Here is a 15,378-nt window from a genome sequence, read left to right on the forward strand (position 1 = left end):
CAGGCCTCGCCGGCGGATTGCCCATTGTAAGCCTTCGCATCGCTCCGACGATGCCCGGCATGCCCTTTGACCCGCCTAGCGTAAGGAACCGAGCCATGGCCATCGAACTGCCCCCCCTGCCCTACGACCGCACCGCCCTGGAGCCGCACATCTCCGGCGAAACCATCGACTTCCACTACGGCAAGCACCACAAGACCTATGTGGACAACCTCAACAAGCTGATCGAGGGCACCGAGTTCGCCGACGCGTCGCTGGAAGAGATCGTGCGCAAGTCGCAGGGCGGCATGTTCAATAACGCCGCGCAGGTCTGGAACCACACCTTCTACTGGAATTGCCTCAAGCCCAACGGCGGCGGCGAGCCGACCGGCAAGCTGGCCGAACTGATCAACAAGACCTTCGGCGACTTCGCCAAGTTCAAGGAAGAGTTCACCAAGACCGCCATCGGCACCTTCGGTTCCGGCTGGGGCTGGCTGGTGCAGCGTCCGGACGGCTCCTTGGCGTTGGCCAGCACCTCCAACGCCGCCACGCCGCTGACCGGCGAAGACAAGCCGCTGCTGACGATCGACGTGTGGGAACACGCCTACTACATCGACTACCGCAACGCGCGCCCGAAGTACGTCGAGTCGTTCTGGGCCCTGGTGAACTGGGACTTCGTGGCCGGCAACCTGCGCTGATCGCACGGCGTCACCGCACATCCGAACGGCCGGGGAAACCCGGCCGTTTTCTTTTCGCGACGCTGGCTGGCCGATGAATGCGGCGCGGCCGCGCGTCAACAGGCGCGAGTGCGCAGGCGTTCCCGGAGGCGTGGTCCCACCCCGAGGAGAACATCATGGCACTGCGTTACGGATTGGCTGGATCTCTGCTCACCGTCCTGCTGGCGATGTCGGCGAATGCCGATGCCGCGCCACGCGACCGCGACAACAACCCGCCCGGCCCCGTCGGCGGCCGCGGCACCAACTGGGAGAACCCGCCCGGCTGGAAGGGTGGCCCAGGCACATCGCCGGACCGCCGCTGGTATCGGCATGGCGGCAAGCGTTACGAGTTCGTCGTGGTGAAGAACGGTTACTACTTCAATCCCCAGTACGGTTACTGGCATCCCCGCTACGGCTTGTGGAACCAGGCCAAGCGCTGCTGGTTCGACCTGGACAACAATCCGCCGGGGCCGCGCGGTGGCCGCGGCACCAACTGGGAGAATCCGCCGGGCCCGAAGGGCGGACCGGGCGCATCGCCCGACCGCTTCGGGCGCTGCCGCTGACGCGTCTGATGCGCAACGCAGAACGGCCGGTCAACCCGGCCGTTCTGATATCCCAACATGGCGACCTGTCAGTCGGTGAGACGTGCGATGACGGGCGCGACCTGTGCCTGACGGCCGAGCGCCACGCCGACACGCGCGAGCGCATGCGCGAGCGATTCGGCGTCATCGGCCCGCAACGTGGCGTGACCCACCTTGCGCCCCGCACGCGACTCCTTGCCGTAGTCGTGCCAGTGACCGCCAGCTTCCCGCAGCACCGGCGCGGCGGCAGGCATCTCCCCGATCCAGTTCAACATGCACGCATGACCCAGCACCCGCGTATCGCCGAGCGGCAGGCCGAGCACGGCGCGCAGATGGTTCTGAAATTGCGAGGTCTCCGCGCCTTCGATCGTCCAGTGCCCGGAGTTGTGTACGCGCGGTGCCATCTCGTTGGCGAGCCAGTGACCATCGCGATGGAACAGCTCCAGTGCGAACACGCCGACGTAGTCCAGCGCGTCGGCCAGCTTGCGCGCATGTTCACGCGCGGCATGCGCCAACGATTCGTCGATGCGTGCGGGCGCCAGGCTGGCCGACAGCACGCCGTCGACGTGCCAATTCTCGGTGAGCGGCCAAGTGCGGAACTCGCCGTCGCGCCCCCGCACCGCCACGACGGACGCCTCGCGCTCGAACGGGATGAAGGCCTCGACGATCAAACCGACGGTCGTTGCCTGCGCCCCCAACGCCGCCCATGCCGCATCCACGTCATCGATGGACCGCAGGCGGAACTGGCCCTTGCCGTCGTAGCCCAGCCGCCGCGTCTTGAGGATGCAGGCGCCGCCTAGGCGCTCGACCTCCACCTGCAGTTGTTCGCGCGAGGCGACATCGGCGAAGGCACCCACCGGGATGTCGAGTTCGCGGAACAGCGTTTTCTCCACCAGCCGATCCTGTGCGACCGCCAGTGCGCGCGGATTCGGGAAGACCGGCACGCGCTGCGCAAGCCACTCCGCGCTTTCGGCGGGAACGTTCTCGAAATCGAAGGTGGCGACGTCGATCTTCGACGCGAATTCGGCCAGCGCCGTTTCATCGCGATAGTCGCCGACCAGCAGCGGCGCGAACTGACCTGCGCAGGCGTCGGGCGCGGTATCCATCGTCAGGAAGCGCGAGCCCAAGGGCGCGCCCGACAGCGCCAGCATGCGGGCCAACTGCCCGCCCCCGAGGATGCCGACCGTGGTCATAGCGGCTGGCGCGGATCGTCGTGCGCCATGACATCGTCGGTTTGGCGCGCGCGGAACGCGTTCAGCGCCGCGCCGATGGCGGGATACTCCGGCGCGAGCAACGCCGCAGCGAACAGGCCCGCGTTGGCAGCACCCGCATTGCCGATGGCGAACGTCGCCACCGGGATGCCGGCCGGCATCTGCACGATGGACAGCAGCGAATCCATGCCGTTGAGGGCTTTCGACTGCACCGGCACGCCGAGCACGGGCACCGCGGTCTTGGCCGCCAGCATGCCCGGCAGGTGCGCCGCGCCGCCGGCGCCGGCGATAATGGCGCGCAGGCCGCGCGCGCCGGCTGAGTCGGCGTATGAAAACAGCACGTCCGGCGTACGATGCGCCGAGACCACTTTCACTTCGTACGGCACGCCCAGCGCGTCGAGTTTCTGCGCGGCGTGCTGCATGGTGTCCCAGTCGGAGCGGGAGCCCATCACGATGCCCACCACGGGGCTGGATACGCTGGCGGTCATGGCCGTCCTCGGTCGCAAAGACGTATTCTACCCGCTGACTGAACCGCCAACCGAGTCCCGACCTCCATGGACCGCAAACTGCTGGATCTGCTGTGCTGCCCCACTACCCGCCAACCGCTGGCCGTGCTCGAGGCGCGTGGCCTGGAGGCGCTGAACCGTGCGATCGGCAGCGGACAGGTCAAGCGTGCCGACGACACTGCGGTCACCGAACCGTTGCGTGAGGCACTGGTCACGCACGATCGCAAGACCGTCTACCGCGTGGAGGACGGCATCCCCGTGCTGCTCGCGGAAGAAGCCATCGCCACTGCCCAGGCGGGCGACTTCCCCGCCCGATGAGCCTGCGTCCGACGCCACCGCCGGAGGATGTGATCCGCGACGATGTCGCGCGCGCGCTGGCCGAGGATGTCGGCACCGGCGATGTCACCGCCGCGCTGCTGCCCGATACCGCCGACATCGCCTACCTGCTCTGCAAGGAAGAGGCCGTCGTTGCGGGCCGGCCTTGGTTCGATGCCTGCCATCATGCCCTCGATCCCGGCGTCCAAATTGACTGGCGCGTGCAGGACGGCGACCGCGTGCCGGCAGGCACCGTGCTGGCCACGCTGGCCGGCCGTACGCGCGCCCTGGTCACCGCCGAACGTGCGGCGCTCAATTTCATGCAGACCCTGTCCGGTACCGCCACCACGACCGCCAGCTACGTGGAGGCCGTGCGCGGTACCGGCTGCACAATCCTCGACACGCGCAAGACCCTGCCCGGCCTGCGCCTGGCGCAGAAATACGCCGTGCGTTGCGGCGGCGGGCAGAACCATCGCATCGGCCTGTACGACACGGTGATGCTGAAGGAAAACCACGTGCGTGCCGCGGGTTCGCTCACGGCGGCGATCCGCGCTGCGCGCACCGCGCAGCCCGCGCTGCCGCTGGTTGTCGAAGTGGAAACCCTGGCCCAACTGGACGAAGCGCTGTCGGAAGGCTGTGAGCGGATCCTGATCGACGACTTCGATGCCGATACGCGGCGTGAAGCGGTGCGCCGCGCGAAGGCATCGCCGCATGACGGTCGCATTCCGCTGGAGGTGTCCGGCGGTGTGGACCTGTCCACGCTCGCCGGCATCGCCGCGGACGGTGTGGACTTCGTCTCCATCGGCGGGCTGACCAAGCACGTTCACGCCATCGATCTGTCGATGAAGCTCGGCCCTGCGCCATGAACATGTCGCCGCTCAGCGCGTTGCTGTGGATGGTGGCGGCTGCGGCCGCCTTCGCTTACTGGAACGCCGCGCGTGCGGCGGCCGAACGTGCCGGCGTGGTCGGCCGCAACGCCTGCCAGGCCGCCGGCGTCATCTGGCTCGACCAGAGCGTGCACGCCACCGGCCTGCGCGTATGCCGCGGCGAGGATGGTTGGCTGGGCTTCGAACGCAGCTTCCGCTTCGAGTACTCCCATGACGGCATCGACCGCCATGTCGGTCGCATGGTGCTGCGCAAGGGTGAACTGGTGTCGTTCGTGGGACCGGTCGTGCCGTCGATAACGCCGCTTGATCCGCACTGATCGCCCGGCGTTCGCCGCACGCTATTTCACGACGCGCAGGAACGGCGGTCGCTTGCCCGGCGTCGGTGGCGTCTCGTCGCCCGGCGGCGTATCCGGGGACGGCGGCTCGTCATCGCCCTCGGGCTCCGGCCCAGGCGCGACGTCGTCGGGCAGCGCCATGCCCTGCCCCGTTTCGCGCGAATAAATCGCCAGCACCGCACTGATCGGGACGTAGACCGGATGACTGACACCGCCGAAACGGGCGGTGAAGCTCACCGCCTCGTTGTCGATCATCAGCCGCACCACGGCGCGCTCGGCGATGTTGAGCACCACCTTGCCTTCCTTCACCGCGCTCATCGGCACCTGCACCCCCGCCTGGGTGGCGTCCACGAGCAGGTGCGGCGTCATGCCGTTGTCCGCGATCCATTCGTTCAACGCCCGCAGCAGATACGGACGGTGGCTGGTCATGCGGGAGGATTCGTCGGTCATGGTGTGTCGGGGGCCGCTCGCGGTACGGCTGCGTGCGAATCGGCCTGGCGGGCGCCCGGCTAGGCCGGGATCTCGCGAAGCTTCTTCTCGGCGTCGGTCAGGCTGCGAATAAAGCCCGGATTACGGAAGATGCGGTTGCCATAGTCTTCGATCGCCTTGCCGTCCTTGGGCAGCGGCACGTCCAGCGACGGCAGGCGCCAGATGATCGGGGCCATCGCACAGTCGGCCAGGCTCATCTCGGGATTGAGGAAGAACTTGCTCGCTTTGAAAAGCGGCACGGACGCGGTCAGCAGTTCCTTCAAACGCTTGCGGCCGGCTTCGGCCTGCTGCTTGTTGCCCAGTTGTATGGCCTGCACCTGCGGCACCCAGTCGTGCTCGATGCGGAGCATGGCCAGGCGCAGGCGCGCGCGGGAAAGTGGATCCACGGGCATCAGCGGCGGGTGCGGATAGCGCTCGTCGAGGTACTCGCTGACGACCGACGCGGCGTACAAGACCAGATCGCGCTCCACCAGCGTGGGCACGGAATGGTAGGGATTGAGATCGATGAGGTCTTCGGGCGGGTTCTGCGGGTCCACCGGCACCAGGTCGTAACTCACGCCCTTGGCGGCGAGCACGAGCCGCACGCGGTGGCAGAGCACATCGTCGGTGGAAGAAAACAACGTCAGTGTATTGCGCATACGTGGGCTCGCAGCCATTCACGGCTCTCCGACGACCGGAATCCGCCGATCGCACCGACGCCATCGGCCCCTTGCCGAAGGTCGCCCCGGTCCCTGAGTGTGCAATCCCCGCCGGAAAAAGCCAAGCAACCCCAATGCCCGGCAGCTTCGTCTACGGCGCGGGCGTGTGCCCGCGCCGTGGCGGCAGATGCGGCGCCCTTAGTGGACGTCCTTCCAGTACTCCTCCTTCAGGAGGTAGGCCAGGAACGTGAGTGCCGCCAGGAACAGGATCACCCACACGCCGATGCTCTGGCGCTTCAGGGCCGCCGGCTCGCCGACATACTCCAGGAAGTTGGTGATGTCGCGCGCGGTCTGGTCGAACTCCTGCGCGTTCTGCCGACCGGCCTGCGCCACCTTGAGGCCTTCCACGTGGCGCTCGCCCGTGGCCGGATCGGCCGGACCGAACTCCGCGTGCTGCAGGCCCTGCAGTTCCCACAAGGGGTTCGGCATGGAGGCGTTCGGGAACAGCTTGTTGTTCCAGCCCAGCGGACGCGACTCGTCGAGGTAGAACGACTTGAGGTAGGTGTAGATCCAGTCGCTGCCGCGCACGCGGGAGATGACGCTCAGGTCCGGCGGCATCTTGCCGAACCACTTCGTCGCCGGATCGTGCGGCATCGACACCTGCACCTGCTCGCCGAACTTGGCGCCGGTGAAGTTGAGGTTCTTCATCACCTCGTCTTCGGTCAGGCCCAGGTCTTCGGCCATGCGCGAGTAGCGCATGTACTTCAGCGAATGGCAGCCCGCGCAGTAGTTCATGTACAGCTGCGCACCGCGCTGCAACGACGCGCGGTCGCCCAGGTCGTTGCCGGCCTGCAGCGTGGCCCCGCCTTCGGCGGCGAATGCGGAGAACGAGATCAGCAACCCGCTGGCGAATACAGCTAGGCGAGAGGCGAAAGTCTTAGTCATGCGTCGTCACCCGCTCGGGCACTGGCTTGGTCTTGTCGATCTTGGTCCAGATCGGCATGGTCAGGAAGAACAGGAAGTAGAAGCCGGTCAGGAAGCGGCCGATGATGGTTTCCACCGGATCCGTACCCGGGCCCGCACCGATCTTGCCCAGCCACACGAAGCAGATCGCGAACACGCCCAGCAGCACCTTCGACAGCAGGCCGCGATAGCGGTACGACTTGACCTTCGCACGGTCCAGCCAGGGCACCAGGAACAGGATCGCGATCGCGCCGAACATCACCAGCACGCCGCCCAGCTTGTTGGGCACCACGCGCAACATGGCGTAGTAGGGCGTGTAGTACCACACCGGCTTGATGTGCGCCGGCGTCACCAGACGGTTGGCCTCGGTGAAGTTGTCATGCTCCAGGAACCACCCGCCCATCGCGGGCGCGAAGAACACGATGAACGCCGCCAGGATCAGGAAGCCGCCCACGTAGAAGCCGTCCTTGACCGTGTAGTACGGGTGGAACGGCACGCCGTCGGCCGGCGCGGTCGGCGACCAGCGGTTGCCCTTCGGTCCCTTCTTGATCTCGACACCGTCCGGGTTGTTCGAACCCACTTCGTGCAGCGCGAAGATGTGCAGCACGACCAGCAGCAGCAGGACCAGCGGCAGTGCGATCACGTGCAGGGCGAAGAAGCGGTTGAGCGTGGCGTCGCCGGGCAGGTAGTCGCCCATGATCCATTCGGTCAGGCCGTTGCCGATCACCGGGATCGCGCCGAACAGCGAAATGATCACCTTGGCGCCCCAAAACGACATCTGGCCCCACGGCAGCACGTAGCCCAGGAAGGCTTCCGCCATCAGCACCAGGTAGATCAGCATGCCGAGGATCCACACCAGTTCGCGCGGCTTCTGGTACGAGCCGTACATCAGGCCGCGGAACATGTGGATGTAGACCACGATGAAGAACAGCGAGGCGCCGGTGCTGTGCATATAGCGGATCAGCCAGCCCCACTCCACGTCGCGCATGATGTACTCGACCGAGGCGAAGGCTTCCGCCGCGCTCGGCTTGAAGTGCATCGTCAGGAAGATGCCGGTCAGGATCTGGTTGACCAGCACCACGATCGACAGCACGCCGAAGATGTACCAGATGTTGAAGTTCTTGGGCGCGTAGTACTCGCTCATGTGCTTGCGGTACACGGGCATGAAGCCCGGCGCGCGCGCATTGAACCAGTCCATCAGGCCATCAGCGGTACGGGTGATGATGTTCGCCATGGCTTATGCGCCCCCCTTCGGGTCGACGCCGACGATGATCGTCGTGTCGTTCTCGTAGTAATGCGGCGGCACCACGAGGTTGGTGGGCGCCGGGACGCCCTGGAACACGCGGCCGGCCATGTCGAAACGCGACTTGTGGCAGGGGCAGAAGTAACCGCCCTTCCAGTTCGGGTCGTACGGCTCGGGCTTGATCTCGGCGGCCATTTCGGGCGAGCAACCCAGGTGGGTGCACAGGCCGACCAGCACGGAGATCTCCGGCTTCAGCGAGCGCGTCTCGCCGGTGATGTAGGACGGCTGCTGGTCCTTGTTGGACGACTGCGGGTCGCGCAGGTTGGCGTCCAGCGTCGGCAGCGCGTCGAGCACGGCCTTGGAGCGCTTCACGATCCAGATCGGCTGGCCGCGCCATTCCAGGATCAGGCGCTGACCTTCCTGCAGGCCGCTGATGTCGGCGGTCACAGGTGCACCGGCCAGCTTGGCCCGGGCGCTCGGATTCCACGACTTGATAAACGGTACAGCTGCAATGCCGGCACCCACTGCACCCACCACCGCGGTGGTCGCAGTCAGGAACCGGCGTCGGCCCGTATTCACAGGCCCATTGACCCCATCGATGGCCATCCGGCACTCCGCAAAACAATCAGGTAGCTAAAAAGGCTGCCAAGGCCGCACCCCAACATCGGTGCGGGCCGCAAAAGACGGCAAAGTGTAACGGAAGGCTTAATCGGCCGACAACGGCTGCCTTGAAATCAAGGAGTTGCGCGCACATCGGCGCGCCCGGGATGATTCAGCGCGCGGCGACGGCCTGGCGGTAGCGGTCGGCCAGCACGGCCACGCGCTCCACGTAGCGCTGGGTTTCCTTGTACGGGGGCACGCCGCCGTGACGGTCCACGGCCCCTTCGCCGGCGTTGTAGCCCGCAGCGGCCAGGGTCAGGTTGCCGTTGAATCGCTTCAGCAACCAGGCCAGGTACTGGGTGCCACCGCGGATGTTCTGGCCGGCGTTGTAGCTATCGGTCACACCGAACCGACGCGCCGTGGCGGGCATCAGCTGCATCAGTCCCTGCGCGCCGGCATGGGACAGGGCCAGCGGGTTGTAGGAGGACTCCGCATGCATGATCGCGCGGATCACCGCTTCCTCGACGCCGAATTCCCGCGCGGCCGCGGCGATCTCGGCCTGGTACGCCCCGGTGTTGAGGCGCAGCCGGCCGAAGTCCACGCTCGGGTTGCCGCAGGCGAAGCAGGTTTCGATGTAGCTGTACTTAATGGTGCGCAGGCTGGCGACCTGGGTGCCGCCACGCGGACGCGTGCTCGTGTAATGGCGCACGCCGTCCTTGATATAGGAATAGACCTGCCCACTGACCACGCGGCGCGGGCCGGTGGACGGTGCCGCCGCCGGCGGCGCGGAGGCCGGGACCACGGCACTGGCGGAGTCGGACAAAGCCGGGGTGACGGCCGCGCCCACGGCGGGAGGCGGCGTGGCCGGGCGCGACACACTGGAAACCTGGGCGGAACGGCTGCGATCGGGCGTATAGCGGCTGATGACTTCGCAGCTGGCGCCACTGACGCGCTTGCTGACGTAGTTCGGCACACCGTCAGCGCCGGTGCACTTGTACAGCGTGCCCGCGCTGGCCGGCAGTGCGGTCAACGCGGCCAGCATGGCCAGAAGCGTCAGAGTCCCCCTCATGGCGCGCAGTGTCCCCAATTCGCCAGCGGTTGCCAAGTCCTTGTCCAACAAAGGTTTCCTCCAATCTGTGCGGCCGGTCGGAGTTCCAACAGCCAGCGGCACGGCGGCCAGGGATGGCCTGTTACCCGCTATCAACGCCATCCAGCGCGGGTTCCGGCCGCCCCCACCCGCATCCGGACGCGTAAACTACGCGGCCCCGCCCGCCCCCACCCGCCTGGATTAAGCGCCATGACCGGGACGCTAGCCCCCGAACTGCCGACCACGGCCGGCTCCGCCGTGACCGACCCTACCCTCGTTCCCTTGCCTGTCGGCCGCCCCCATGCGCCGGAACAGGTCAAGGGAAAGCTCTTCATCAAGACCCACGGGTGCCAGATGAACGAGTACGACTCGGCCAAGATGGCCGACGTGCTCGCGGCCTCCGACGGCCTGGAGCTCACCGACAACCCGGAAGAAGCCGACGTGGTGCTGGTCAATACCTGCTCCATCCGCGAGAAGGCGCAGGAGAAGGTCTTCAGCCAGCTGGGCCGGTGGAAGGCGCTGAAGAATGGCGGCCGCGACGTCATCATCGGCGTCGGCGGCTGCGTGGCCTCCCAGGAGGGCGAGGCGATCGTCAAGCGCGCGCCCTACGTCGACCTGGTCTTCGGCCCGCAGACCCTGCACCGCCTGCCGGAGCTGATCCGCGCACGCCGCGAGCAGAACAAGCCGCAGGTCGACATCAGCTTCCCGGAGATCGAGAAGTTCGACCGCCTGCCCGAACCGCGCGCCGAGGGCCCATCGGCCTTCGTCTCGATCATGGAAGGATGCTCGAAGTACTGCTCCTTCTGCGTGGTGCCGTACACCCGCGGCACCGAGGTCAGCCGGCCGTTCGAGGACGTGCTGGTGGAAGTGGCGCAACTCGCCGCCCAGGGCGTGCGCGAGATCAACCTGCTCGGCCAGAACGTCAACGCCTACCGCGGCCCCTACGGTGACGGTGAAATCGCCGACCTGGGCCTGCTGATCCGCACCATCGCCGAAATCGACGGCGTCGGCCGCATCCGCTTCACCACCTCGCATCCGCTGGAATTCAGCGACTCGCTGGTGGATGCCTATCGCGACGTGCCACAGCTGGCCAACTTCCTGCACCTGCCAGTGCAGGCCGGCAGCGACCGCATCCTCTCGGCGATGAAGCGCGGCTACACCGCGCTGGAATTCAAGCAGAAGATCCGCAAGCTGCGCGCGGTGCGCCCGGACATCTCGATCAGTTCGGACTTCATCGTCGGCTTTCCCGGCGAGACCGACGCCGACTTCGAGAAGACCATGAAGCTGATCGAGGATGTCGGCTTCGACCAGAGCTTCAGCTTCATCTATTCGCGCCGCCCCGGCACGCCCGCCGCCGACCTGCCCGACGACGTGTCGGACGAGGTGAAGCACGCGCGCCTGGATCGCCTGCAGAAGCACATCAACGCGTATGCCGCGGGCATCTCCCAGGGCATGGTCGGCACGGTGCAGTCGGTGCTGGTCGAGGGCCCATCGAAGAAGAACCCGAACGAGTTGACCGGCAAGACCGAGAACATGCGCTCGGTGAACTTCCCTGGCCATCCACGCCTCGTCGGCCAGTTCGTCGATGTGGTGATCACCGAGGCGCTGACCAACTCGCTGCGCGGCCGAATCGCCGGCACAGACTGACGCGGCACTTCAGCCGACGGCGGGCAGCGGCACGCCTTCGCGCTCGTTGTCCCAGATCATGTGGATGATTTTCCAGCCGTCCGCGCCCTTGTAGAGCTGGATGCTGTTGATGCCACGCCGCTCAGGCACCGCGTCGCCGGGCGCATGCCGCGCCTCGTAGGCGCTCCAGACGTGGGCGATATTGCCGAACACGCGCATCTCCCGGCCGGTCTCGATTTCGAAGAAATCCATGCCCGTCAGCAGCGCATCCGCATTGGCACGGTATTCCGCCAGCGAGAACGACAGCCGCCACGGCGCGCCCTGCGCATCCACGCCCGTGCGGATCTGCCGGCAGTCGGGATGGAAGACGGCGTCCTGGGTGGACCAGTCGCGTGGCCCCGCCGGTCCCGAAATCATGGCGTACATCGCATCCACCACGGCACCGATCGCCGTTTCGTCCATCGTCTGCCCTGCCATCCCGGATGATGGCGCCAGCCTATCAGTCCAGCCGCTTGCGGAACCTCAGGATCGCCGCGGCCATCATCACCGTGGTGAAGGCCAGCAGCGCGAGCACGTCGGGCCACAGTTCCCATACGCTGGCGCCGCGCAACATCACCCCACGGATCAGGCGCAGGAAGTGGGTCAACGGCAGCGCCTCGGCGATCCACTGCACGGCCTTCGGTATGCCGGCGAACGGAAACATAAAGCCGGACAGCAGGATCGAAGGCAAGAAGACGAAGAATGTCATCTGCATGGCCTGGAACTGCGATTGCGCGCGGGTCGAGATCAGCAGGCCCAGCGTCAGGTTGGCCACGATCAGGAGGCAGGCGGCGACATACACATTCAACAAACTGCCGCCCAGCGGCACGTTGAACAGCCACATGCCCAGCGCCAGCACCACCGTCGTCTGCACCAGGCCGATGGCCACGTAGGGCAGCACCTTGCCGATCATCAGCTCGGCGCTGCTGACCGGCGTGGCGATCAGCAGCTCCATGTTGCCGCGTTCGCGTTCGCGCACGATGGCCACGCCGGTGAACAGCACCATGGTCATCGTCAAGATGACGCCGATCAGCCCGGGCACGATGTTCACCGCCGAGCGCCGTTGCGGGTTGTAGAAGCCCACCACGCTGATCGGGCGTGAGGTCAACGGGCTGCTGCTGCCGTCGAGCGGCATCTGGGCCAGCTGTGCGGCGGCGCTCTGCACCGCGTTGTCGCTGCCGTCGACGAAGATCTGCACCGCTTCGCGCCCCTCGGCGCGGCGACGCTCGTAGTCCGGCGGGATGACCACGCCGATGCTGATCTCGCCGCGGCGCATCGCCTGCACCAGCTCTTGCGGCGTGGCGGCTTCCTTCGTCGGCGCGATCACGCCGGTGGCGACGATGTCCATCACCAGCGCGCGCGACGCCGACGTGCGCGCCTGGTCGGCGATGCCAGCGGACAGGTCGCGCAGGTTGGTGTTGATCGCGTAGCCGAACAGCAGCAACTGCATCACCGGGATGCCGACGATCATCGCCAGCGTGATGCGGTCGCGCCGCATCTGCCGCAGTTCCTTCACCATCACGGCGGTCAGGCGCCGGAAGTTCATGCGGCCTCCTCGCGCGCGGGCTGGCCGCGCGTCGCCGAAACGAAGACGTCCTCCAGGTTGGCCGTTGCGGCCGAGACCTGCGCGTCCACGCCCGCCGCACGCAGGCCGTGCGCAATGCGGTCCGCGGCCTGTCCGTTCTCGGCCAGCAGCACACGCAGCACGTTGCCGATCTGCGCCACGCTGAGCACGCCGGGCAGGCCGACCAGCACCTTCTGCGCCTGCCGGGGCTCCTGGGCTTCCACGACGAGCGTACGGCCGGCGAGTTCGCCGGTGAGTGCGTCTGGCGTTCCGTCGGCCACCAGCACGCCGCGATCGAGGATCGCGATGCGGTGACAGCGCTCGGCCTCGTCCATGTAATGCGTGGAGACCAGCAACGTGGTGCCGGCATCGGCCAGTTCGAAGAGCTTCTCCCAGAAATCGCGGCGCGACTCCGGGTCCACCGCACTGGTGGGCTCGTCGAGGAACAGCAACTCCTGCGAATGGATCACCGCACCTGCGAGCGCGAGGCGCTGCTTCTGTCCGCCGCTCATCGTGCCCGCGAGCTGTTTCTGCCGATCCTGGAAGTGGTATTGCTCGACCAGTTCATCGATGCGACGCCTCGCCTGCGCGCGCGGGATGTCCTGTACTGCGGCGAGGAACTCGAGGTTCTCACGGACAGTGAGGTCTTCGAACAGCGAGAATTTCTGCGTCATGTAGCCGATGCGCGTACGCAGTTGCTCGGCCTGCTCTGGAATGCGCAGACCCAGCACTTGGATATCGCCCGCCGTGGGCGTCAGCAGGCCGCACAGCATCCGGATGGTCGTGGACTTGCCCGAGCCATTCGGCCCAAGGAAGCCATAGACATTGCGACGAGGCACGTCGAGGTCGACGTCGTTCACCGCCACCAGCGTGCCGAAGCGCTTGGTCAGTCCGCGGACGCGGATGGCCAGGCCGGGATCATTCGTCGCCATCGGACACCACCTGCAGCGGCGCACCCACCGGCAGATCCGCCGCCTCCTTGCCCAGGCTGATTTCCGCTAGGTAGCTCAGGCGCGCAGCATCCTGGCCGGTCAGCGCAAAGTACGGGGTGAAGCTGGGCTCGCTGCGGATCATGCGCACTCGTCCGGCGTACGCCTTCTCCTGCCCATCGAGGCGCACCTGCACGGTGTCGCCGACCTTCAGCCGATTGCGCAACGCTTGTGGCAGGTAGACGCGGGCATACGGCGCCTCGCCCACCAGCATCACCGCCAGCGACGCACCCACCGGCGCCTGGTCTCCGAGCTTGTACGGCAGGCTGTCGATACGGCCTGCGCGCGGCGCAGTGATGCTGAGCTTCTCCAACGTCACCGCCTGCACGCGCGCCTGGGCGTCCGCGGAGGCGACCGCAGCCTCGCCTTGGGCGACCTGTTCAATGCGGGTGCCGCGCTCCAGCTCCAGCAGCGCCGCCTGCGCGACCCGCACTTGCGCCTGTGCGCTCTGCGACGCGGCGCGCGCGCGATCCACCTCCGAGGCGGCGACCAGGCGCTGGCGCCCCAACGGCTGCAGGCGCGCGTAGTAGGCGTCGGCATCGCGGACCTGCGCCTGCGCAGCGGCGAGGCTGGCGCGCGCCTGCGCGATGGCTTCGCTGCGCGGACCGGCCCGCAGTTCCGCCAGGGCTTCGCGGCTCTGCGTGGCCTGCGCCGTCGCGGCCGCCAGTTGGGATTGGGTGCGGGTCAGTTCGAGTTGCAACAACGGCGTGCCAGCCGCCACCTGCTGGCCTTCGCGCACATCGACGCGCACGATCTTCTCCGCGACCGGCGATGGCAGCGTCACGCGGTCCCATTCCAAGGTGCCCAGCGCCGCGGGCGTGTCGGCGGCGCAGCTCGTCAGCGTGATGATCGCGGCCGCGAGCGCGGCGCGTGGCAGTTCATTTCGCATGGTCCAGCTCCAGTCCGCGGTCCAGCAGCACCAGCGTGTGCCGGCGCAGGTCGTTGAAATCGATATCGTCGGCGCCGAACAACTGGCGCCAGATCGGCGCACTGGCCATCGGGAACATCGTCAGCCCGATCAGCGAGACCATCAGCAGGCGAGGGTCCAGGTCCGGATTGAGGTGCCCGGCCTGCTGCGCGGCGGCGAAGCGGCCGGCCATCATTTTCGGCAGCAGCGGGCCGACCTGACTGATCATCATGTCGCGCAACGCGCCGCCTTCGCAGAGGATCTCGCGCACCCACAGGGTCGGCAGCCACGGGTGCTGCTGGACCACGCCGGCGATGCCGTGCACGAATCCGGCCACCAGCGCGGCCACGTCGCCCTCGCCCGCCTGCATGACCGGCGCACGCATCTGCGCCACCACCGGCAGCAGCCGCTCGGCCACCACCGCTTCCTGCAGCTGCGCCTTGTCGCCGAAGTAGTAGTGCACCAGCGCCGGTGTCACCGCCGCTTCGGTGGCGATGTCGCGCAGGGAGGTCGCCGCGATGCCGCGACGTACAAAGCAGGCCAGCGCCGCGTCCAGCACGCTGGCGCGCAGGTCGGCGTTCTCGGCGGTGGGGCGGCGCCCGCGGGCGCGCTTGCGGGGCGTGGATGCGGGGGCGTTCGCGGGGGAACGGGGACGGACGGGAGGGTTCTTGGTGGTCATGTCTGTTATTTAATTTATGGATTAATT

19 protein-coding genes are annotated in these 15,378 nt (G+C 67.2%); 6 read left to right on the forward strand and 13 right to left on the reverse strand.

The window, feature by feature from the left end:
* Nucleotides 1-95 precede the first annotated feature (95 nt).
* The gene (locus tag AC23D6_RS14465) at nt 96-674 is read left to right on the forward strand and encodes a superoxide dismutase (RefSeq protein WP_093300497.1); all 579 of its coding nucleotides are present in this window, start codon (nt 96-98) and stop codon (nt 672-674) included.
* A gap of 155 nt (nt 675-829) precedes the next feature.
* Complete coding sequence (locus tag AC23D6_RS14470) at nt 830-1,255, forward strand: hypothetical protein (protein WP_435305337.1); 426 nt, start codon at nt 830-832, stop codon at nt 1,253-1,255.
* 68 nt (nt 1,256-1,323) lie between these two features.
* Here AC23D6_RS14470 and AC23D6_RS14475 read toward each other — a convergent pair whose 3' ends face one another.
* Together AC23D6_RS14475 and purE are read right to left on the reverse strand one after the other, a co-directional pair.
* The gene (locus AC23D6_RS14475; protein WP_487749922.1) at nt 1,324-2,466 is read right to left on the reverse strand and encodes a 5-(carboxyamino)imidazole ribonucleotide synthase; all 1,143 of its coding nucleotides are present in this window, start codon (nt 2,464-2,466) and stop codon (nt 1,324-1,326) included.
* Entirely contained in the window at nt 2,463-2,972 is a 510-nt protein-coding gene (gene purE / locus AC23D6_RS14480; protein WP_487749923.1) for a 5-(carboxyamino)imidazole ribonucleotide mutase, read from the reverse strand. Before purE ends, AC23D6_RS14475 begins: the two co-directional genes overlap by 4 nt.
* Nucleotides 2,973-3,038: 66 nt before the next feature.
* On the opposite strand from purE, the gene AC23D6_RS14485 reads away from it, so the two are divergent.
* The 3 genes from AC23D6_RS14485 to AC23D6_RS14495 are packed head-to-tail and all read left to right on the forward strand — an operon-like array spanning nt 3,039 to nt 4,509.
* On the forward strand, nt 3,039-3,308 hold the full coding sequence (locus tag AC23D6_RS14485) for a Trm112 family protein (protein ID WP_487749924.1): 270 nt from the start codon (nt 3,039-3,041) through the stop codon (nt 3,306-3,308).
* Nucleotides 3,305-4,171, forward strand: a complete 867-nt coding sequence (nadC, locus tag AC23D6_RS14490) for a carboxylating nicotinate-nucleotide diphosphorylase (protein WP_487749925.1) — start codon at nt 3,305-3,307, stop codon at nt 4,169-4,171. Before AC23D6_RS14485 ends, nadC begins: the two co-directional genes overlap by 4 nt.
* Nucleotides 4,168-4,509 (forward strand): DUF3301 domain-containing protein, encoded by a 342-nt coding sequence (locus AC23D6_RS14495; protein ID WP_487749926.1) that lies wholly within the window; start codon nt 4,168-4,170, stop codon nt 4,507-4,509. Before nadC ends, AC23D6_RS14495 begins: the two co-directional genes overlap by 4 nt.
* A 21-nt stretch (nt 4,510-4,530) precedes the next feature.
* Here the strand turns inward: AC23D6_RS14495 and AC23D6_RS14500 are convergent, their stop codons facing one another.
* The 6 genes from AC23D6_RS14500 to AC23D6_RS14525 all read right to left on the reverse strand — a co-directional run bounded on the left by AC23D6_RS14500 (nt 4,531) and on the right by AC23D6_RS14525 (nt 9,529).
* A complete protein-coding gene (locus AC23D6_RS14500) occupies nt 4,531-4,977 on the reverse strand; it encodes a ClpXP protease specificity-enhancing factor (protein ID WP_487749927.1) in 447 nt (148 codons plus the stop codon).
* 59 nt (nt 4,978-5,036) lie between these two features.
* Entirely contained in the window at nt 5,037-5,672 is a 636-nt protein-coding gene (locus tag AC23D6_RS14505; RefSeq protein WP_093490343.1) for a glutathione S-transferase N-terminal domain-containing protein, read from the reverse strand.
* A gap of 180 nt (nt 5,673-5,852) precedes the next feature.
* Nucleotides 5,853-6,599: a cytochrome c1 gene (locus AC23D6_RS14510; RefSeq protein WP_487749928.1), complete on the reverse strand. Its 747-nt coding sequence runs from the start codon at nt 6,597-6,599 to the stop codon at nt 5,853-5,855.
* Nucleotides 6,592-7,851, reverse strand: a complete 1,260-nt coding sequence (locus tag AC23D6_RS14515) for a cytochrome b (protein WP_487749929.1) — start codon at nt 7,849-7,851, stop codon at nt 6,592-6,594. The genes AC23D6_RS14510 and AC23D6_RS14515 overlap by 8 nt, the downstream gene beginning before the upstream one ends.
* Nucleotides 7,852-7,854: 3 nt before the next feature.
* Entirely contained in the window at nt 7,855-8,466 is a 612-nt protein-coding gene (gene petA, locus AC23D6_RS14520; protein WP_487749930.1) for a ubiquinol-cytochrome c reductase iron-sulfur subunit, read from the reverse strand.
* A 166-nt stretch (nt 8,467-8,632) separates the two neighbouring features.
* Nucleotides 8,633-9,529 (reverse strand): lytic transglycosylase domain-containing protein, encoded by an 897-nt coding sequence (locus tag AC23D6_RS14525; protein WP_487749931.1) that lies wholly within the window; start codon nt 9,527-9,529, stop codon nt 8,633-8,635.
* A gap of 228 nt (nt 9,530-9,757) precedes the next feature.
* Between AC23D6_RS14525 and miaB the strand changes: the two genes are divergently transcribed.
* On the forward strand, nt 9,758-11,194 hold the full coding sequence (miaB, locus tag AC23D6_RS14530; RefSeq protein WP_487749932.1) for a tRNA (N6-isopentenyl adenosine(37)-C2)-methylthiotransferase MiaB: 1,437 nt from the start codon (nt 9,758-9,760) through the stop codon (nt 11,192-11,194).
* Nucleotides 11,195-11,203: 9 nt separating this feature from the next.
* Here the strand turns inward: miaB and AC23D6_RS14535 are convergent, their stop codons facing one another.
* The 5 genes from AC23D6_RS14535 to AC23D6_RS14555 are packed head-to-tail and all read right to left on the reverse strand — an operon-like array spanning nt 11,204 to nt 15,351.
* Nucleotides 11,204-11,635 (reverse strand): hypothetical protein, encoded by a 432-nt coding sequence (locus AC23D6_RS14535; protein ID WP_487749933.1) that lies wholly within the window; start codon nt 11,633-11,635, stop codon nt 11,204-11,206.
* 37 nt (nt 11,636-11,672) lie between these two features.
* On the reverse strand, nt 11,673-12,758 hold the full coding sequence (locus AC23D6_RS14540) for an ABC transporter permease (protein ID WP_487749934.1): 1,086 nt from the start codon (nt 12,756-12,758) through the stop codon (nt 11,673-11,675).
* Nucleotides 12,755-13,681, reverse strand: a complete 927-nt coding sequence (locus AC23D6_RS14545; RefSeq protein ID WP_487752648.1) for an ABC transporter ATP-binding protein — start codon at nt 13,679-13,681, stop codon at nt 12,755-12,757. The genes AC23D6_RS14540 and AC23D6_RS14545 overlap by 4 nt, the downstream gene beginning before the upstream one ends.
* Before the next feature lie 13 nt (nt 13,682-13,694).
* Nucleotides 13,695-14,654 (reverse strand): HlyD family secretion protein, encoded by a 960-nt coding sequence (locus tag AC23D6_RS14550; RefSeq protein ID WP_487749935.1) that lies wholly within the window; start codon nt 14,652-14,654, stop codon nt 13,695-13,697.
* Nucleotides 14,644-15,351, reverse strand: a complete 708-nt coding sequence (locus AC23D6_RS14555) for a TetR/AcrR family transcriptional regulator (protein ID WP_487749936.1) — start codon at nt 15,349-15,351, stop codon at nt 14,644-14,646. The genes AC23D6_RS14550 and AC23D6_RS14555 overlap by 11 nt, the downstream gene beginning before the upstream one ends.
* Nucleotides 15,352-15,378 lie beyond the last annotated feature (27 nt).

Source organism: Pseudoxanthomonas sp. G3 (assembly GCF_057654715.1).

Excerpts from the sequence above, each read along its gene's own strand:
- AC23D6_RS14465 (WP_093300497.1), top strand. The coding sequence starts at position 96 with ATGGCCATCGAACTGCCCCCCCTGCCCTACGACCGCACCGCCCTGGAG.
- AC23D6_RS14470 (WP_435305337.1), top strand. The coding sequence starts at position 830 with ATGGCACTGCGTTACGGATTGGCTGGATCTCTGCTCACCGTCCTGCTG.
- AC23D6_RS14475 (WP_487749922.1), bottom strand. The coding sequence starts at position 2,466 with ATGACCACGGTCGGCATCCTCGGGGGCGGGCAGTTGGCCCGCATGCTG.
- purE (WP_487749923.1), bottom strand. The coding sequence starts at position 2,972 with ATGACCGCCAGCGTATCCAGCCCCGTGGTGGGCATCGTGATGGGCTCC.
- AC23D6_RS14485 (WP_487749924.1), top strand. The coding sequence starts at position 3,039 with ATGGACCGCAAACTGCTGGATCTGCTGTGCTGCCCCACTACCCGCCAA.
- nadC (WP_487749925.1), top strand. The coding sequence starts at position 3,305 with ATGAGCCTGCGTCCGACGCCACCGCCGGAGGATGTGATCCGCGACGAT.
- AC23D6_RS14495 (WP_487749926.1), top strand. The coding sequence starts at position 4,168 with ATGAACATGTCGCCGCTCAGCGCGTTGCTGTGGATGGTGGCGGCTGCG.
- AC23D6_RS14500 (WP_487749927.1), bottom strand. The coding sequence starts at position 4,977 with ATGACCGACGAATCCTCCCGCATGACCAGCCACCGTCCGTATCTGCTG.
- AC23D6_RS14505 (WP_093490343.1), bottom strand. The coding sequence starts at position 5,672 with ATGGCTGCGAGCCCACGTATGCGCAATACACTGACGTTGTTTTCTTCC.
- AC23D6_RS14510 (WP_487749928.1), bottom strand. The coding sequence starts at position 6,599 with ATGACTAAGACTTTCGCCTCTCGCCTAGCTGTATTCGCCAGCGGGTTG.
- AC23D6_RS14515 (WP_487749929.1), bottom strand. The coding sequence starts at position 7,851 with ATGGCGAACATCATCACCCGTACCGCTGATGGCCTGATGGACTGGTTC.
- petA (WP_487749930.1), bottom strand. The coding sequence starts at position 8,466 with ATGGCCATCGATGGGGTCAATGGGCCTGTGAATACGGGCCGACGCCGG.
- AC23D6_RS14525 (WP_487749931.1), bottom strand. The coding sequence starts at position 9,529 with ATGAGGGGGACTCTGACGCTTCTGGCCATGCTGGCCGCGTTGACCGCA.
- miaB (WP_487749932.1), top strand. The coding sequence starts at position 9,758 with ATGACCGGGACGCTAGCCCCCGAACTGCCGACCACGGCCGGCTCCGCC.
- AC23D6_RS14535 (WP_487749933.1), bottom strand. The coding sequence starts at position 11,635 with ATGGACGAAACGGCGATCGGTGCCGTGGTGGATGCGATGTACGCCATG.
- AC23D6_RS14540 (WP_487749934.1), bottom strand. The coding sequence starts at position 12,758 with ATGAACTTCCGGCGCCTGACCGCCGTGATGGTGAAGGAACTGCGGCAG.
- AC23D6_RS14550 (WP_487749935.1), bottom strand. The coding sequence starts at position 14,654 with ATGCGAAATGAACTGCCACGCGCCGCGCTCGCGGCCGCGATCATCACG.
- AC23D6_RS14555 (WP_487749936.1), bottom strand. The coding sequence starts at position 15,351 with ATGACCACCAAGAACCCTCCCGTCCGTCCCCGTTCCCCCGCGAACGCC.